This is a genomic window from Caulobacter sp. AP07 (assembly GCF_000281955.1).
Lineage (GTDB): Bacteria > Pseudomonadota > Alphaproteobacteria > Caulobacterales > Caulobacteraceae > Caulobacter.
The window spans coordinates 82,453-97,070 of record NZ_AKKF01000122.1 but is presented as its reverse complement, the minus strand read 5'-3'; the positions used below and the strand labels follow the sequence as shown (position 1 = coordinate 97,070).

The 14,618-nt window shown below is 70.1% G+C and carries 17 protein-coding genes; 12 read left to right on the top strand and 5 right to left on the bottom strand.

Annotated features, from left to right (window positions below; genetic code table 11):
- Positions 1-87 precede the first annotated feature (87 nt).
- Both PMI01_RS06930 and PMI01_RS06925 read left to right on the top strand, forming a co-directional pair.
- Entirely contained in the window at positions 88-789 is a 702-nt protein-coding gene (locus PMI01_RS06930) for a glutathione S-transferase family protein (protein ID WP_007666076.1), read from the top strand.
- Between the two features lie 58 nt (positions 790-847).
- Complete coding sequence (locus PMI01_RS06925; RefSeq protein ID WP_007666074.1) at positions 848-1,993, top strand: aminotransferase class I/II-fold pyridoxal phosphate-dependent enzyme; 1,146 nt, start codon at positions 848-850, stop codon at positions 1,991-1,993.
- Here the strand turns inward: PMI01_RS06925 and PMI01_RS06920 are convergent.
- A complete protein-coding gene (locus tag PMI01_RS06920; RefSeq protein WP_007666072.1) occupies positions 1,990-2,220 on the bottom strand; it encodes a hypothetical protein in 231 nt (76 codons plus the stop codon). The two genes, PMI01_RS06925 and PMI01_RS06920, sit on opposite strands and share 4 nt — an antisense overlap.
- Before the next feature lie 179 nt (positions 2,221-2,399).
- Here PMI01_RS06920 and PMI01_RS06915 point away from each other — a divergent pair, with 179 nt between their 5' ends.
- Both PMI01_RS06915 and PMI01_RS06910 read left to right on the top strand, forming a co-directional pair.
- Positions 2,400-2,897, top strand: coding sequence for a TetR/AcrR family transcriptional regulator (locus tag PMI01_RS06915; protein WP_007666070.1), 498 nt, complete (start codon positions 2,400-2,402; stop codon positions 2,895-2,897).
- A gap of 134 nt (positions 2,898-3,031) precedes the next feature.
- The gene (locus tag PMI01_RS06910) at positions 3,032-4,099 is read left to right on the top strand and encodes a ThuA domain-containing protein (RefSeq protein WP_007666067.1); all 1,068 of its coding nucleotides are present in this window, start codon (positions 3,032-3,034) and stop codon (positions 4,097-4,099) included.
- A 6-nt stretch (positions 4,100-4,105) separates the two neighbouring features.
- Here PMI01_RS06910 and PMI01_RS06905 read toward each other — a convergent pair whose 3' ends face one another.
- The gene (locus PMI01_RS06905) at positions 4,106-4,576 is read right to left on the bottom strand and encodes an Lrp/AsnC family transcriptional regulator (RefSeq protein WP_007666066.1); all 471 of its coding nucleotides are present in this window, start codon (positions 4,574-4,576) and stop codon (positions 4,106-4,108) included.
- Positions 4,577-4,690: 114 nt separating this feature from the next.
- On the opposite strand from PMI01_RS06905, the gene PMI01_RS06900 reads away from it, so the two are divergent.
- Positions 4,691-5,305, top strand: coding sequence for a glutathione S-transferase family protein (locus PMI01_RS06900; RefSeq protein ID WP_007666065.1), 615 nt, complete (start codon positions 4,691-4,693; stop codon positions 5,303-5,305).
- Positions 5,306-6,100: 795 nt separating this feature from the next.
- On the opposite strand, the gene PMI01_RS06895 is transcribed toward PMI01_RS06900, so the two are convergent.
- Positions 6,101-6,985, bottom strand: a complete 885-nt coding sequence (locus PMI01_RS06895; RefSeq protein ID WP_007666061.1) for a LysR family transcriptional regulator — start codon at positions 6,983-6,985, stop codon at positions 6,101-6,103.
- Between the two features lie 138 nt (positions 6,986-7,123).
- Between PMI01_RS06895 and PMI01_RS06890 the strand changes: the two genes are divergently transcribed.
- From PMI01_RS06890 to PMI01_RS06875, 4 genes are all read left to right on the top strand, one after another.
- A complete protein-coding gene (locus PMI01_RS06890; protein ID WP_007666058.1) occupies positions 7,124-8,128 on the top strand; it encodes an aldo/keto reductase in 1,005 nt (334 codons plus the stop codon).
- Positions 8,129-8,337: 209 nt separating this feature from the next.
- The gene (locus tag PMI01_RS06885) at positions 8,338-9,366 is read left to right on the top strand and encodes a mechanosensitive ion channel family protein (protein WP_007666054.1); all 1,029 of its coding nucleotides are present in this window, start codon (positions 8,338-8,340) and stop codon (positions 9,364-9,366) included.
- A 92-nt stretch (positions 9,367-9,458) separates the two neighbouring features.
- Positions 9,459-10,637, top strand: coding sequence for a hypothetical protein (locus tag PMI01_RS06880; RefSeq protein ID WP_035035131.1), 1,179 nt, complete (start codon positions 9,459-9,461; stop codon positions 10,635-10,637).
- Positions 10,638-10,705: 68 nt separating this feature from the next.
- A complete protein-coding gene (locus PMI01_RS06875; protein ID WP_007666049.1) occupies positions 10,706-11,755 on the top strand; it encodes an HpcH/HpaI aldolase/citrate lyase family protein in 1,050 nt (349 codons plus the stop codon).
- Positions 11,756-11,893: 138 nt separating this feature from the next.
- On the opposite strand, the gene PMI01_RS06870 is transcribed toward PMI01_RS06875, so the two are convergent.
- The gene (locus PMI01_RS06870) at positions 11,894-12,310 is read right to left on the bottom strand and encodes an OsmC family protein (RefSeq protein ID WP_007666047.1); all 417 of its coding nucleotides are present in this window, start codon (positions 12,308-12,310) and stop codon (positions 11,894-11,896) included.
- A gap of 86 nt (positions 12,311-12,396) precedes the next feature.
- A complete protein-coding gene (locus tag PMI01_RS06865) occupies positions 12,397-12,594 on the bottom strand; it encodes a hypothetical protein (RefSeq protein ID WP_007666045.1) in 198 nt (65 codons plus the stop codon).
- Between the two features lie 254 nt (positions 12,595-12,848).
- Here PMI01_RS06865 and PMI01_RS06860 point away from each other — a divergent pair, with 254 nt between their 5' ends.
- From PMI01_RS06860 to PMI01_RS06855, 3 genes are all read left to right on the top strand, one after another.
- Positions 12,849-13,811, top strand: a complete 963-nt coding sequence (locus PMI01_RS06860; protein ID WP_007666043.1) for an acetyl-CoA carboxylase carboxyltransferase subunit alpha — start codon at positions 12,849-12,851, stop codon at positions 13,809-13,811.
- Between the two features lie 2 nt (positions 13,812-13,813).
- Positions 13,814-14,023 (top strand): hypothetical protein, encoded by a 210-nt coding sequence (locus PMI01_RS27000; RefSeq protein WP_157223702.1) that lies wholly within the window; start codon positions 13,814-13,816, stop codon positions 14,021-14,023.
- Positions 14,024-14,094: 71 nt separating this feature from the next.
- On the top strand, positions 14,095-14,529 hold the full coding sequence (locus tag PMI01_RS06855; protein WP_007666041.1) for a carboxymuconolactone decarboxylase family protein: 435 nt from the start codon (positions 14,095-14,097) through the stop codon (positions 14,527-14,529).
- Positions 14,530-14,618 lie beyond the last annotated feature (89 nt).

Sequence of the window (14,618 nt, the reverse complement as noted above, 5' to 3'; positions counted from 1 at the left end):
CCACAATATTGTGCCGTCTTTACAGTATTGAGGGGCGTAAGCATATCCGTCTTGTCGCTATTTCGGCGCGGCAAGAGGAATGAAAATATGGAACCGGTGCTTTTCTACGGCGTGCCGCATGGCTGCTCGTTTGGCGCGATCGTCGCCCTGGAGTGGTTGGGTCAGCCCTACCGCCTGAGCCGGGTGGAGATGCTGGAGACGCGCGACCCCGCCTATCTGGGGGTCAACCCGGTCGGGGCGACGCCCGCCCTGCTGACCGCCGACGGCCGGGTGATCAACGAGAGCCTGGCCATCCTGCACCACCTGGCCTCGCGGGACCTGCGGCGCCCGCTGGGCTTCGCCCAGGGCACGGCCGCCTTCGACGACCTCAACTATGTGCTGGCCTTCCTGCACGCCGACTTCCACCCGGTGTTCGGCGTGCTGTTCCAGCCCGGCAAGTATGTCGACGACCCGGCCGCCCAGGCCAACGCCCTCGACAAGGCCCGAGCCAAGGCCGCCCTGGGCTATGGTCGGCTCGAGGCCCGGCTGGCCGAGCGCGACTGGCTGGCCGGCGACCGCCAGAGCGTCGCCGACGCCTATTTCGCCGGCGTGGCCCGCTGGGGCGCGGACCTGGGACTGTTCGACCTGGCCCGCGACTTCCCGCGCGTCCACGCCCACCTGCGCAAGCTGGACGCCGACCCGGCCGTGGCCTTCGCCCACGCCGTCGAGGACGCCGCCCCGGCGGTCTCGGCCGGCGGCTTCCTGGGGCAGGTGACGCTGGACGCCCTGAAGCCGCGGCTGGCGGCCTAGAGGGCGACGAAGGGCCGCCGCGATTGTCGTGGCGGCCCCGGCGGACTAGGAACGGAGCATGTCCGCTTCCGAAATCGAACCCTTCCACGCCATCGCCATCAGCCGCCTGGCCCACCAGATGAAGGCGGAAGGGCGGTCGGTGATCCACATGGAGTTCGGCCAGCCCTCGACCGGCGCGCCGAAGGCCGCCATCGCCCGGGCCCATGACGTGCTCGACACCGACGGCATGGGCTATTGGGAAAGCCCCGGCCTGAAGGCGGCGATCGCCCGGCGCTACGCCGATGACAACGGCGTGGCGGTCGATCCCGAGCGGATCATCCTGACCTGCGGCGCCTCGCCGGCCCTGGTCATGGCCCTGGCCTCGACCTTCCGGCCCGGCGACCGGGTGGCCATCGCCCGGCCCGGCTACGTGGCCTATCGCAACACCTTGAAGGCGCTGAACCTGGTCCCGGTGGAGATCGGCTGCGGGGCGGAGAGCGGTTTCCAGCTGACCGCCGCGCACCTGGCGGCGCTTGACCCAGCTCCGGCCGGGGTGATCATCGCCAGCCCGGCCAACCCCACCGGCACGATCATTCCGGCCGAGGAGCTGAAGGCGATCGCCGAGGTCTGCCGGGCGCGCGGGATCGCCGTGGTCTCCGACGAGATCTATCACGGCCTCAGCTATGGCGAACCGGCCCGCTCGATGCTGGAGTTCGAGCCCCAGGCCCTGATCGTCAACAGCTTCTCGAAATATTTCAGCATGGCCGGCTGGCGGCTGGGCTGGCTGGTCTGTCCGCCCCAGCACGTGGCCCGCGCCCGGGCCTTCATGGGCAACCTGTTCCTGACCCCGCCGTCGTTGAGCCAGCACGCCGGCCTGGTGGCCATGGGCTGCACGGAGGAGCTGGAAGGCCACGTCGCCGTCTACCGCGCCAACCGTCAATTGCTGCTCGACGCCCTGCCGGCCCTGGGCCTGGCCTCGATCGCCCCGCCGGACGGCGCGTTCTACATCTACACCGACATCGGCCACCTGACCGACGACAGCCTGGCCTTCTGCGAGGCCCTGCTGCGCGACACCGGCGTGGCGACGGCGCCGGGCGTCGACTTCGACCCGGTGGACGGCGGCCGGTTCATCCGCTTCAGCTTCGCGGTCTCGACCGCCGAGGTGGAGGAGGCGCTGCGGCGCATCATCCCGTGGTTCGCGGCGCGCGAGACCCGCGCGGCCTAGAGGGTTTCCGGCGCGATGCGGACATGCGCATCGGTCAGGTGAAGGCCGTGCGCGGCGATGTCGTCGAGGCAGGTGTTGACGTCCACGCCGGCGTGGGGTTCGTCGCGGTGCATGTCGAGGGACTTGAACGCGGTCCAGGGCCCGTATGACGCCGGCAGGTTTTCCCCGCCAGCCGCTTCGGTGAAGCCGAAGACCCGGCCCGTTCCTCTGAAGGCATGAACTTGCATGGCGGCTCTCCTCGCGGGGTGGGGGGCTTGTCAGCCGTCTCGACGCACTTGACAGTGTGTCAACCGACCATGCGTATAGCCTCGGACTTTACACCCTGTCAAGCGACCCCCCGACCACCCGATCCCGCATCCTGACCGCCACCCTCGCCCTGGTCCGACGGGCGCAGGGGCCGATCGCCATGGGCGCCATCGCCAAGGAGGCGGGGCTGTCGCGGCAGGCGCTGTATCTGGTCTTCGCCGACAAGGCGGACCTGTTCGTCGCCCTGCTGCGCTACGTCGACGGACAGCGGGGCATCGTCAAGGAACAGGCGAAGATCCGCGACGCGCCCACCGGGGTCGACGCGCTGCTGGCCATCGTCGACCGGCAGGCCCGGCTCAATCCCGACTTCAAGCCCCTGGCCGACACCTTCGAACTGCTCCGCCGCCAGGACCCGGCGGTCGAGCAGGCGTGGCGGGACCGGCAGGGGGACCGCCTGGAGGGTTGCCGCGTCGTCGTCGCGCGCCTCGCGGCGGAAGGCCGCCTGCGCCCCGGCCTCGACTCCGCCGCCGCCGCCGACCTCGTCTGGACCCTGACCTCGGTGAGCGCGTGGGACGATCTGGTGGCGAGGCGAGGGTGGACGGACGCGGAATATCGCGAGCGGATGTCGGCGCTGCTGCTGGCGGCGGTGGTGGCGTAGGCTCTGGGTCGCTTGATCGCGCCGGTCCTTCGATGACGGAGGGGGCCGTCATGGGGCGAGAACAAAGCTTGGCGCAGGGCTGGGCCGGTGGATGGCTTGCCGCTAGGCTGCACGCCCTTTCCGAGAGAGTCTCCATGGCCCGTCGCCGCGTCGCCCTCGCCCTGCTGGTCGCCCTGGCGGCCCTGACCGCCCTCCCCACCAGCGCCCTGGCCGCCGCCAGGCCGTTGCGGGTGCTCTATCTCGACCAGTCGGTGGGCTGGAAGCACGCCCCGGTGGCCAGGCCCGCTGGCGGCGGCCCTTCCTCGTCGAACTTGGCGCCCTCGGAAACGGCGATGATCGCCATCGGCCAGGAGAGCGGCGCCTTCCAGGCCGAGGTCACCCAGGACGCCCGCGAGATCACGCCCGAGCGCCTGGCCGGGATCGACGTGCTGGTGTTCTACACCACCGGCGCCCTGCCGATCTCGCCCCAGGCCTGGGCCGCGGTGCAGCAGCGGGTGGCGGCTGGCAAGCTGGGCTTCGTCGGCCTGCACAGCGCCACCGACACGGGCTGGGACTACACCGGCCCGGGCGAGCCCTACACCCGGTTCATCAACGGCCATTTCGCCGGCCATCCGTGGACGCAAGGCACGCCGGTGCGGATCGAGACCCTGGACCCGGATTTCCCGGCCGTCGCCATGTGGCCGGTCAGCTTCGACTACGCCGAGGAGATCTACCAGCATTCCGACTTCGACCCGGCCCGCGTGCGGGTGCTGCAGACCCTGGATTTCGCCGGCACGCCGCTGAGGCGGCCCTATGCCGTGCCGGTGACCTGGGCGCGCCAGGTCGGCAAGGGCCGGCTGTTCTTCACCAACCTGGGCCACACGCCCTCGACCTGGGACGATCCGCGCTTTCGCAAGCAGGTGGCCGAGGCGGTGAAGTGGACGGCCGGGCGCACGCCCGGCTCGGCGACACCCGACGTCTTCCGCCAGACGATGTGGCAGTTCAAGGCGCTGCTGGCCTACGAACCGGTCGCCGGCCGCGACGACCGGGCGATCCTGGCCCGGGTGTCGAAGATGGACCCGGTCTGGCAGAACGCCGCGGCGGAGCGCATCGCCGGCCTGCGCGAGGTCTATCCGAAGAAGCCGGACAGCGACCGCGCGCCGTTCGAAGCCGCCTACCGCGCGGTGCTGGCGGACGTGCTGGCGCGGGGCGGCGTCCGGTAGCCCGTCCTAGGTCCGCCCCGACGCCAGCAGCGCCTTGCCGATCGGCTTGGCCGCCTCGCTGCGCAGCACCACCGAGGTGGTCACCGCGCCGAACCGGCCGATCGTGTCGATGATCGTCGCCAGGTCGCTCGGCGTGGGCATCACGGCCTTGAGCACGAAGCAATCGTCGCCGGTCACCCGGTGGACCTCGACCACCTGGGGCAGGCGGGCGAAGGTTTCCAGGCAAGGGCGGATATGCTCGTGGGTGGTCTTCAGGCGGATGATCGCGGCCATGCCCAGGCCCAGGGCCTGGGGATCGATCCGCGCGCCGTAGCCGGTGATGACCCCGCGCTCCTCCAGCCGCTTGACCCGCTCCGACATCGCCGGCTGCGACAGCCCGACCTTGCGGCCCAGTTCCGACAGCGGCGTGCGGCCATCCTGCTGCAGCAATTCCAGGATGGCGATGTCCTTGGCGTCCAGTCCGTTCGTGCTGGTCATGTCTCGCCTCCTGGCCTTGAGTTCATCGGTATTATCGCGCTTTGGCCGATGACTGGCCATGCCGTTCACGGCCAACCTCCGCCATTCTGCGCCGATGAACCTCGGAGGTGACGGGTGCGACTGATCGGAATGCTGGATTCGCCCTATGTGCGGCGGGTGGCGATATCGCTGCGGCTGATGGGCTTGCCGTTCGACCACGAACCGGTCTCGGTGTTCCGTGACTACGACGCCTTCGCGGCGATCAATCCGGTGGTCAAGGCCCCGACCCTGGTCACCGAGGCGGGCGTGGTGCTGATGGACTCCGGCCTGATCCTCGAACACCTGGAACGGCTGGCCCCGGCGGGGCGGACGCTGAACCCGGCCGACCTCGAAGGCCACGCCCGCGCCCAGCGGATCATCGGCCTGGCCCTGGCGGCCTGCGAGAAGACCGTCCAGCTGGTCTACGAGTTCAACCTGCGACCGCAGGACAAGCAGCACGCGCCGTGGGTCGACCGGGTGCGCGGGCAACTTGGCGAGGCCTATCGGCTGCTGGAGGCGGCGGTGGCCGGGGAGACGTCGTGGCTGCTTGGGTCCCGGCCCTCGCAGGCGGGCGTCACGGCGGCGGTGGCCTGGAGCTTCACGGCCTTCGCCCTGCCGGGGGCGGTCGAGGCGGGCGACCATCCGGCCCTGGCGGACCTGGCGCGGCGGGCGGAGGCGACGCCGGCGTTCCTGGCCACGCCGATCGCTTAGGACACCCTCTCAATCCCTCCCGGAAATTCCCTCCCCCCTGCGGGGAGGGGCCGGTGCAGGGCGCTTGAGGGGTGGCGCGGTCCTGAACCCTCTCCCCTCCGGGAGAGGGTTTCGCGTTCAGGTCCGCACGCTGATCTGGCCCAACCGGCTGAAATCCCTCAGCCCACACCCCGCCCGTCCTCCCCTCCAAAACCCGCCGTATGCTTCTCTCACCTCACCGCAGGGAAAGGGCGCATGGCCAGCGACCGATGCGGCGGCGGGGGGCGATCGAGCGGGAAGCTTGGTCGGCGGCCGGGGTTCCCATGCGTGGGGATCGCGGCGACCTCATGTCTCTGGTGCCGGCTGGGCTCGGAACACGGATACAGCGTGACGTGAGGGCTGACCCAGCAACAGGCGGGCGGTGACGCGCCCGCGGTCCGGGACCGGGTTTCGTTGACCTGGCCCGCCCGTCGGAGGCTTCAAGGCGGCGAGGCTCCAACAGGGCTCAGCGCCGCGCGCTTCCGGATAACGACCGCGCGGAGCGCTCGGGCTTCGTCGAAACGGTTATTCTTCTACTTCTCCGGACGATGTCCGGCGCTCCGCGACCCTTTCCGATCACCTCACAGCCGATGGCGTGGGATCACACCCACTTGCCCCCACCTGACCGCTTCGCGGTCTGTCCGCCCCCATGGGGGGCGGAGCCGCGCGCTCCTCCCCCCTATGGGGGAAGACGGCCGAAGGCCCGTAGGGGGCAAGTAGGTGCGGTGCGCCCATGGGCGTGTCCCCGACGACGAAACCCATGGGAGAGGAGCTCCGCTAATCCCGCATCCAGTCGATGAACGCCCGCAGGGCCGGCGAGAGCTGCCGCCGGCTGGGGTAGTAGAGGAAGAACCCCGCGAACGGCTCGCACCAGTCCTCCAGCAGGGCCGTGAGGCGGCCGGCGGCGATATCGCCCTCGACCTGGTCGCGGAGCAGGAAGGCCAGGCCCGCGCCGTCGAGGCAGGCGCGGCGCAGCACCTCGTTCTCGTCGGAGACCAGCACGCCGGGCGGATTGACCACCACCACCCGGCCCTGGCGCTCGAACTCCCAGGGCCAGGTCTGGCCGGTCAGGCGGCGGTTCAGCAGGCAGCGATGGTGGGGGACGTCCTCGGGCCGGGCCGGCGCGCCGTGCTCGGCCAGGTACTCGGGCGAGGCGACCAGGGCCTGGCTCAGGTCGCCGCCGATCGGCACGGCGATCATGTCGGCCTGCAGGCTCTCGCCCAGCCGCACGCCGCAGTCGAAGCCGCCGGCCACGATGTCGGACAGGCCGTCGTCGCAGACCATCTCGACCCGCACCTCCGGATAGGCCTTGAGGAACCCGCCGATGCGCGGCGCGAACAGCCAGCGGGCGGCCGAGCGGGCCAGGTTGAGGCGCAGGCGGCCGGCGGGCCGGTCGCGATAGGCGGCGATCTCGCCCAGGGCGGCGTCGATGTCGGCCAGGGCCGGGGCCAGCCGGGCCAGCAGCCGCTCGCCGGCCTCGGTCGGCGCGACGCTGCGGGTCGTGCGATGCAGCAGCCGCACGTCCAGCCGGGTCTCCAGGTTGCGCAGGGTGTGGCTCAGCGCCGAGGCCGAGACCCCCAGCACCTGGGCGGCGGCGCGGAAGCTGCGGTGCTGGGCCACCAGGGCGAAGACGGCCAGGTCGGGCAGGGGGCGTTGGTCCATTGCTGAATTCTGCTCAGGAGTGCGTTGAGACTTCAAGCGCTTATCGCCGGGGGACCGCGCGCCCATCTTCGTCGGGCCGCGAGACGCCGACGGGATCGGCGGGGCCGCGGCGCACGATCCGAAAAAAGGAATGAGCCCATGAAGACGCGCAAACTCGGCGACGGCCTGGAAGTCTCGGCCATCGGCCTGGGCTGCATGGGGATGAGCTGGGCCTACGGCCCCGCCCCCGAGAAGACCGAGACCTTCAAGGTGCTGGCCCGCGCCGTCGAGCTGGGCGTCACCTTCTTCGACACCGCCGAGGTCTACGGCCCTTATGTCAACGAGGAGCTGATCGGCGAGGGGCTGAAGCCGTTCCGCGACAAGGTCGTCATCGCCACCAAGTTCGGCTTCGACATCGCCCCGACCGCCGAGGCCCAGGGCACCAGCCGGATGCGCGGCGTCGACAGTCGGCCCGAGCACATCCGCGCCGTCGCCGAGGCCTCGCTCAAGCGGCTGGGCGTCGAGGTCATCGACCTGTTCTACCAGCACCGCGTCGATCCCAAGGTGCCGATCGAGGACGTGGCCGGCGCGGTCAAGGACCTGATCGCCGAGGGCAAGGTCAAGCACTTCGGCCTGTCGGAAGCCGGTCCCGAGACCATCCGCAAGGCCCACGCCGTGCAGCCGGTGGCGGCCTTGCAGAGCGAGTATTCGCTGTGGTTCCGCGACCTGGAGAAGACCACCTTGCCGGTGCTGCGCGAACTGGGCGTCGGCCTGGTGCCCTACAGCCCGCTGGGCCGGGGCTTCCTCACCGGAACCCTGACCAGCGACGCCGGCCTGGCCAAGGACGACTTCCGCCGCGGCCTGCCGCGCTTCCAGGGCGAGGCCCTGAGCAAGAACCTGTCGCTGGTCGAGGCCCTGACCGCCCTGGCCGCCGACAAGGGCGTCACCCCGGCCCAGCTGGCCCTGGCCTGGATCCTCCACCAGGGCCCGAACATCGCGCCGATCCCGGGCACCACCAAGATCAGCCGGCTGGAGGAGAACATCGGCTCGGTCGACGTCGTGCTGTCGGTCGACGACCTGGCCAAGATCGCGGCGGCGGTGCCGGAAACGGCGATCGAGGGCGCGCGGTACTCGGAAGCCCAGCTGTCGATGGTGGGCAGATAAAACACCCTCTCCCGGCGGGAGAGGGTGGGGCCCGCGCTGAAAGCGTGGGAGGGTGAGGGATTACGCCCTCACCCTTTCTCCCCAAACGCCCTGCCGGCACGCCGTCGGACGTCTAAACCCCTCACCCTCCCATGTTGCGCATGGGCCCCTCCCTCTCCCTCCGGGAGAGGGCTTGATCGCGCCGCCCCGACCAGCCCACACTCGTCCCCATGGCCGACAACCCGCTGCAACGCCTGGACGCCGTCGAGCTGGTCAAGCTGGGCAAGACCACCATCACCCTGGGCGGGCTGGGCGCGGCCATCCTAGTGGTCATCGTCACGATCTACGCCTCGCGGCTGGTGGGGTCGGGCCTGCGCCGGCTGCGCCAGCGCTCGGTCGGCGCCGCCCCGTCGCTGTACATCGTCGAGAAGCTGGCCACCTACGGCCTGCGGGTGTTCGGCCTGCTGCTGGCCCTGTCGGTGATGGGGGTCAACCTGACCTCGCTGACGGTGTTCGCCGGGGCCCTGGGCGTTGGGGCGGGCCTGGGCCTGCAAGGCCTGGTCAAGGACTTCGCCTCGGGCATCTCGCTGGTGTTCGAGCGGCTGGTGGCGGTGGGCGACTTCGTCGAGCTGTCGAACGGTTCGCGCGGCGTGGTCCACGAGATCGGCCCCCGCTCGACCCGCATCCGCACCAACGACAGCACCGACGTCATCGTGCCCAACTCGGTGCTGGTCAACGAGCAGGTGGTCAACTGGACCCTGCACAACAGCACCCGCCGCATCCGCGTGCCGTTCGTCACCGCCTTCGGGGTCGACAAGGAGAAGGTGCGCGAGGCGGTGCTGAAGGCGGCCCATTCCGTGCCCTTCACCTCGCCCGACGATTCCACCCGCCGCTCGCAGGTCTGGCTAGTGGGCTACGGCGAGTCGGCGCTGAAGTTCGAGCTGATCGTCTGGCCGACCATCGAGTCGGTGCGGCGGCCGGCGGCGATCTTCGCGGCCTATACCTGGGCGATCGACGACGCCCTGCGCGGGGCGGGCGTCGAGATTCCCTATCCGCAGCGCGAGCTGCGCCTGCGCGACCTGTTCGGCGAGGAGGGCGAGGACGCCCGCGCCGCCCTGCGCCTGGAGCCCCGCGCCGCCCGCCGCGCCAAGGCGAAGGCCGCCCAGCCCTCCAGCAACGACGCCGCCCTGGACCTGACCCGCGAAGATCCGGAAGAGCCGCCGCTGCCCATGCAGGGACCGCCGAACAAGACGGCGTAGAGCTCACCGCTAGGTGGTGCTTCCCCCCGCGCGCTGCTTCTGGCAGTGAGGCTTGGGCACGGGTGGGGAACGGGACGATGTCGAAATCAAGGATGCGGTGGGCCGCGGGGCTGACGCTGGCCGCGGGCCTGGTGGCCTCGCCCGCCCAGGCGGCCAAGCCGATGACGGCGCACGTCAAGTCCGGCGGAACCTATGACGCCATCGTCGCGGACTACGGGACCTGCAACAAGGCGTTCGTGGACCCGACGTCTCGGCCGCCGAACGTGCCTCTGCCCCAGACCTCGGTCGCCGCCCAGGCTGGAGCAAGTCTCGCCGTCGGCATGATGCAGGGCTACGCCAAGGAAAAGGCCCGCCAGGCCTATGTCGACGACTGCATGGGCGCGCTGGGCTACAGCAAGATCGATCTGACGCCGGCCGAGACGACCGGCCTGAAACAGGCCAAGGGCGACGTCGGCAAGAAGGCCTGGTTCGACGCCTTCCTGGCCCAGGACTTCAGCGTCCGCATCGCCCAGGTTCAGGCCCTGACGCCGCCATTGCCGCCGTCCGAGCCGCAGCCCTACGGCGTGGGCGGCGTCCGGCTGGACCCCGCGAGCCTGAAGGCCGCCACGGGCCTGGCCCAGGCGGACGGGGTCAACAATATCGTCCTGACCGCCACCGCCGCGCATCTGCGGACCGCGACCTTGAAGACCCCGATGGACCTCAAGCTGGGCATGGGGCGCCTGGTGGCCCCGGCCGGCGCGGTGTTTCACCTGATCGACTATGGTCCCGGCGCGACGCCCGTCGCGCCGCGTGGCGCGGCCTGGTGCGGGCCGATCTCGCTCAAGAGCATGCTGATGAAGCGGGTGGGAGCGACCTGTTTCGTCAATGTCCCGGGTGGCTACGAGATGAGCCCGAGCGGCAATCTGAGCACCTGGCTGGCGGGGCCGGAGGGCGTTGTCCGCGGCTCGCTGGGCAGCATCGACGGCGCGATCGACCTGGCGCCCAGCGATACCGACCTGATCGGACCGATGACGGTGGCGCTGCGCGTGGTGGGCGGTAGCGAGACCACGATCGCCCTGCAGGCCACGGCGGCGCGCGATGGCGAGGCGGTGATCATCTGGTGGGGCCTGGCGCCGATCAACGACGCCGGCCGCGCGGTGTTTCCGCTCTGGGGCCACCGCCTGACCGTGACGCGGACGGGAGAGTCCTATGCCAGCGTGCTGACGGCGGACGGCGACGGCCATGGTTTGCTTGAGCTGCCCGACCAGGGCATGACGCTCCGTCGCCCTTGACCCCGCTACCGCGCCGCCGCAATCTTCTCGCAACTGCGAAATAAGAAACGGCCGCCGGGAGTAAGCGCATGAAGACGCCGCGAGGATTTTTCAAACCCTTGGCCATCGGGGCGCCGACCCCGTACCGCGAGCCGCCGGCCCGGGTGGAACGGATGATCCACTTCGTGCCGCCGCACCTGGACAAGGTGCGGGCCAAGGTCCCCGAGATCGCCCCGACCGTCGACGTCATCCTGGCCAACCTGGAAGACGCCATCCCCGCCGACGCCAAGGGCGGGGCCCTGGCCGGGACGATCGCCATGGCCCGCGAGGTCGACTTCAAGGCCCTGGGCGTCGGCCTGTGGGTGCGGATCAACTGCCTCAACTCGCCCTGGCACCTGGACGAGGTGGCGACCCTGGTCGAGAAGGCCGGCGACCGCATCGACGTGATCATGGTCCCCAAGGTCGAGGGGCCGTGGGACATCTTCTACATGGACCAGCTGCTGGCCTCGCTGGAGGCCAAGCACGGGGTCGTCCGGCCGATCCTGCTGCACGCCATCCTCGAGACCGCCGAGGGGGTGATGAACGTCGAGGCCATCGCCGGGGCCAGCCCGCGCATGCAGGGCATCAGCCTGGGCCCGGCCGACCTCGCCGCCAGCCGCGCCATGAAGACCACCCGGGTGGGGGGCGGTCATCCCGGCTATCGAGTGATCGAGGACCCCCACGCCGACGGAAGCCCCCGCGTCTCGGTGCAGCAGGACCTCTGGCACTACACCTTCGCCAAGATGGTCGACGCCTGCGCCGCCCACGGCATCAAGCCGTTCTATGGCCCGTTCGGGGCGATCGACGACCCGGTGGCCTGCGAGCAGCAGTTCCGCAACGCCTTCCTGATGGGCTGCGCCGGAGCCTGGAGCCTGCACCCCAGCCAGATCGAGATCGCCAAGCGGGTGTTCTCACCGGCCCCCGACGAGGTGATCTTCGCTAAGCGCATCCTGGAGGCCATGCCCGACGGCACGGGCGTGGCGATGCTGGACGGCAAGATGCAGGACGACGCCACCTGGAAACAGGCCAAGGTGATGGTCGACTGCGCGCGGCAGATCGCGGGCAAGGATGCGGAGTATGCGGCGCTGTATGGGTTTTAGGGGGCTCACGGACTTGCCCCCACCTGGCGGCTTCGCCGCCTGTCCGCCCCCATAGGGGGCGGAGCCTAAAGCGCGAGGCTCTTCCCCCTATGGGGGAAGACGGTCGCGAAGCGACCCGTGGGGGGCAAGTGAGCCGGATCAAACCACCGTCGTCACCACCGTCGACCCCGCCGTCAGCATCTTGTGCACCGGGCACAGCTCGGCGATCTCGAACAGCCGTTGGCGCTGTTCCTCATCCAGATCGCCCTCCAGCCGCAGCACGCGGTCGAAGACGTCGACCGGCTGGGCCGACGGATCGCGTCGCCAGGTCACCTCCACATGCACCGCGCCCAGCGGCCAGGCCTTGCGCTTGGCGTAGAGGCGCAGGGTCTGGGTGGTGCAGGCCGCCAGGCCGGCGGCCACCAGGTCATGCGGGGTGGGGCCGAGGTCGAGGCCGCCCTGGGCGGGCGGCAGGTCGCCGGCGAAGCGGGTCGGGCCGGCGGTGACCAGGATCTGCACGCCGCCATGGCCGCTGTCGTCGGCGCTGGCGGCGGGGCGGGCGAGGTCTGGGGTCATGGCTGGGGCTCCGGAGGATAGGCGACCCTAGCTACCCCGAAATCGGCGGGCGGGAACAGGCCCATGGGCCTGTCCCCAATCGTGGGTCAGGCCGCCGCTTGCCGCGCCGTGACGTCGAACAGCATGGTCGCGCCGCGCCAGACCTCGACCGTGTCGCAGCCGCGATGCACGCCGACCAGCTCTTCCGCGCGGCGACGCGCGGCGTTCTCGTCAAGGCAGGGAGTGACGTCGAAACGCGGCACCGAGCCATCCGACTCGACACAGAAAAAGGTGAACACCTGCATGGGAACGTCCGTTCGCATCAGGCGGGACCGGGTCCATATTCGATGGGCGGGGCCGCGGGCGTCGGCTCCATTTCCTGGCCGACCAGAAAGGATATAAGCGATCCGGGCGGTTTTAACCATAGATCGCGGGTTTTTAATCCGGACTCTCCTGTGGGCGAATCCCCCAAAACAGGGATGGTTCCAAAGCGGCTTCCCCTTCGGGTTCCTTCGCTCTAGGTTCGCCACCTTTCCGCAACGGCGACGTTAAGAGACTCATGGCCGCGCATTATCTCGACTTCGAGCGACCCATCGCCGATCTGGAAAGCAAGATCGAAGAGCTGTCCAAGCTCTCCGAGACGGCTGGACCAGGCGCGTTCGAAAGCGAGATCCAGGCCCTGCGCGACCGCGCCCAGCAGCTGCGGAAAGAAGCCTATGCCGGCCTGGACGCCTGGCAGAAGACCATGGTCGCCCGCCATCCCGAGCGCCCGCACCTGAAGGATTACATCGCTGGCCTGATCGACGAGTTCGTCGAGCTGCGCGGCGACCGCAAGTTCGCCGACGACCAGGCGATCGTCGGCGGCCTGGGCCGGTTCCGCGGCATCCCCGTCGTGGTCATGGGCCACGAGAAGGGCCACGACACCACCACCCGCCTGAAGCACAATTTCGGCATGGCGCGGCCCGAGGGCTACCGCAAGGCCGTGCGCCTGATGGACATGGCCGAGCGCTTCAACCTGCCGGTCATCACCTTCGTCGACACCGCCGGCGCCTATCCGGGCCTGGGCGCCGAGGAGCGCGGCCAGGCCGAGGCCATCGCCCGCTCGACCGAGCGCGGCCTGGTGCTGGGCACCCCGATGGTCGCCACCATCGTCGGCGAGGGCGGCTCCGGCGGGGCCATCGCCCTGGCCGGCGCCAACAAGGTGCTGATCCTTGAGCATTCGATCTATTCGGTGATCTCGCCGGAGGGCGCGGCCTCGATCCTGTGGCGCGACGGCGCCCGGGCCAAGGACGCGGCCGCCAACATGAAGATCACCGCCCAGGACCTGATCCAGCTGAAGATCGTCGACCGCATCGTCGAGGAACCGGCCGGCGGGGCCCATTCCGACCCGGCCGCCGCCATCGAAGCGGTCGGCGACGCGGTCGAGGACGAGCTGAAGATCCTGATGAAGCTGTCGGCCGCCGAGCTGAAGAAGCAGCGCGCCGCGCGGTTCTACGCCATCGGCCGCGAGGGGCTGCAGTAGGCGTGGACGAGGAACATCGGCGTAAGCGTGATGAGCTCCTCGGCGACGTCGTCGGCGTCGGTGCGGAGGTCGGTGTCGAAGCCGGATTTTCAGCGCTCGCGGAATTTCCCCCCATCGCCGTGGCCTGTGGTGTGATCGCGGGGGTGGGCCTGCTGGGTTTTCTTGCCTGGAAGGGCCTGGCGCGGCCGACCGAAAAGAAAAATCTCGGCTGATGTCACGCCGCCCCTAGCCGCCTCGTCATGTCCCCGAAGCCCCGAGACCGGGCCCAGACGAGGACAAGACCATGACCGCCGACACCGCCGCCTTCCGCCACGACCTGAACGTTCCGGCCGTCTATCAGGCCTTCATCGCCGCCGAGGGCGCGGTGGTCGCCACCGGCATCGAGCCGGGCCTGCTGCACCTGGTCAAGCTGCGCGCCTCGCAGATCAACCAGTGCGGTTTCTGCGTGAAGATGCACACCAAGGAGGCTCGCAACGACGGCGAGACCAATGACCGGCTGGACCGGCTGATCGTCTGGCGGCACGTCTCGGACTTCACGCCGCGCGAGAAGGCCGCCTTCGCCTGGACCGAAGCCGTGACCACGCTGTCGCCGACGGCCGATTACGCCCCGCTGCGCGCCGAGCTGCGGGCCCACTTCACCGACGCCGAGGCCAGCGCCCTGACCGCGGCGGTGGCGATGATCAACCTGTGGAACCGGCTGCAGGTTTCCGGGCACTAGGCACGGTCGGGGACACACACTCACTCCACCCCCTTGCCAGCATTGGCGCGGCCTTGCCGTGAGTGTGTGTCCCCAACTGCGAACTCTTT

Bases quoted from the DNA above. Each gene is read 5' to 3' on its own strand.
- PMI01_RS06930 (WP_007666076.1), top strand. From the start codon at position 88: ATGGAACCGGTGCTTTTCTACGGCGTGCCGCATGGCTGCTCGTTTGGC.
- PMI01_RS06925 (WP_007666074.1), top strand. From the start codon at position 848: ATGTCCGCTTCCGAAATCGAACCCTTCCACGCCATCGCCATCAGCCGC.
- PMI01_RS06920 (WP_007666072.1), bottom strand. From the start codon at position 2,220: ATGCAAGTTCATGCCTTCAGAGGAACGGGCCGGGTCTTCGGCTTCACC.
- PMI01_RS06915 (WP_007666070.1), top strand. From the start codon at position 2,400: ATGGGCGCCATCGCCAAGGAGGCGGGGCTGTCGCGGCAGGCGCTGTAT.
- PMI01_RS06910 (WP_007666067.1), top strand. From the start codon at position 3,032: ATGGCCCGTCGCCGCGTCGCCCTCGCCCTGCTGGTCGCCCTGGCGGCC.
- PMI01_RS06905 (WP_007666066.1), bottom strand. From the start codon at position 4,576: ATGACCAGCACGAACGGACTGGACGCCAAGGACATCGCCATCCTGGAA.
- PMI01_RS06895 (WP_007666061.1), bottom strand. From the start codon at position 6,985: ATGGACCAACGCCCCCTGCCCGACCTGGCCGTCTTCGCCCTGGTGGCC.
- PMI01_RS06890 (WP_007666058.1), top strand. From the start codon at position 7,124: ATGAAGACGCGCAAACTCGGCGACGGCCTGGAAGTCTCGGCCATCGGC.
- PMI01_RS06885 (WP_007666054.1), top strand. From the start codon at position 8,338: ATGGCCGACAACCCGCTGCAACGCCTGGACGCCGTCGAGCTGGTCAAG.
- PMI01_RS06880 (WP_035035131.1), top strand. From the start codon at position 9,459: ATGCGGTGGGCCGCGGGGCTGACGCTGGCCGCGGGCCTGGTGGCCTCG.
- PMI01_RS06875 (WP_007666049.1), top strand. From the start codon at position 10,706: ATGAAGACGCCGCGAGGATTTTTCAAACCCTTGGCCATCGGGGCGCCG.
- PMI01_RS06870 (WP_007666047.1), bottom strand. From the start codon at position 12,310: ATGACCCCAGACCTCGCCCGCCCCGCCGCCAGCGCCGACGACAGCGGC.
- PMI01_RS06865 (WP_007666045.1), bottom strand. From the start codon at position 12,594: ATGCAGGTGTTCACCTTTTTCTGTGTCGAGTCGGATGGCTCGGTGCCG.
- PMI01_RS06860 (WP_007666043.1), top strand. From the start codon at position 12,849: ATGGCCGCGCATTATCTCGACTTCGAGCGACCCATCGCCGATCTGGAA.
- PMI01_RS06855 (WP_007666041.1), top strand. From the start codon at position 14,095: ATGACCGCCGACACCGCCGCCTTCCGCCACGACCTGAACGTTCCGGCC.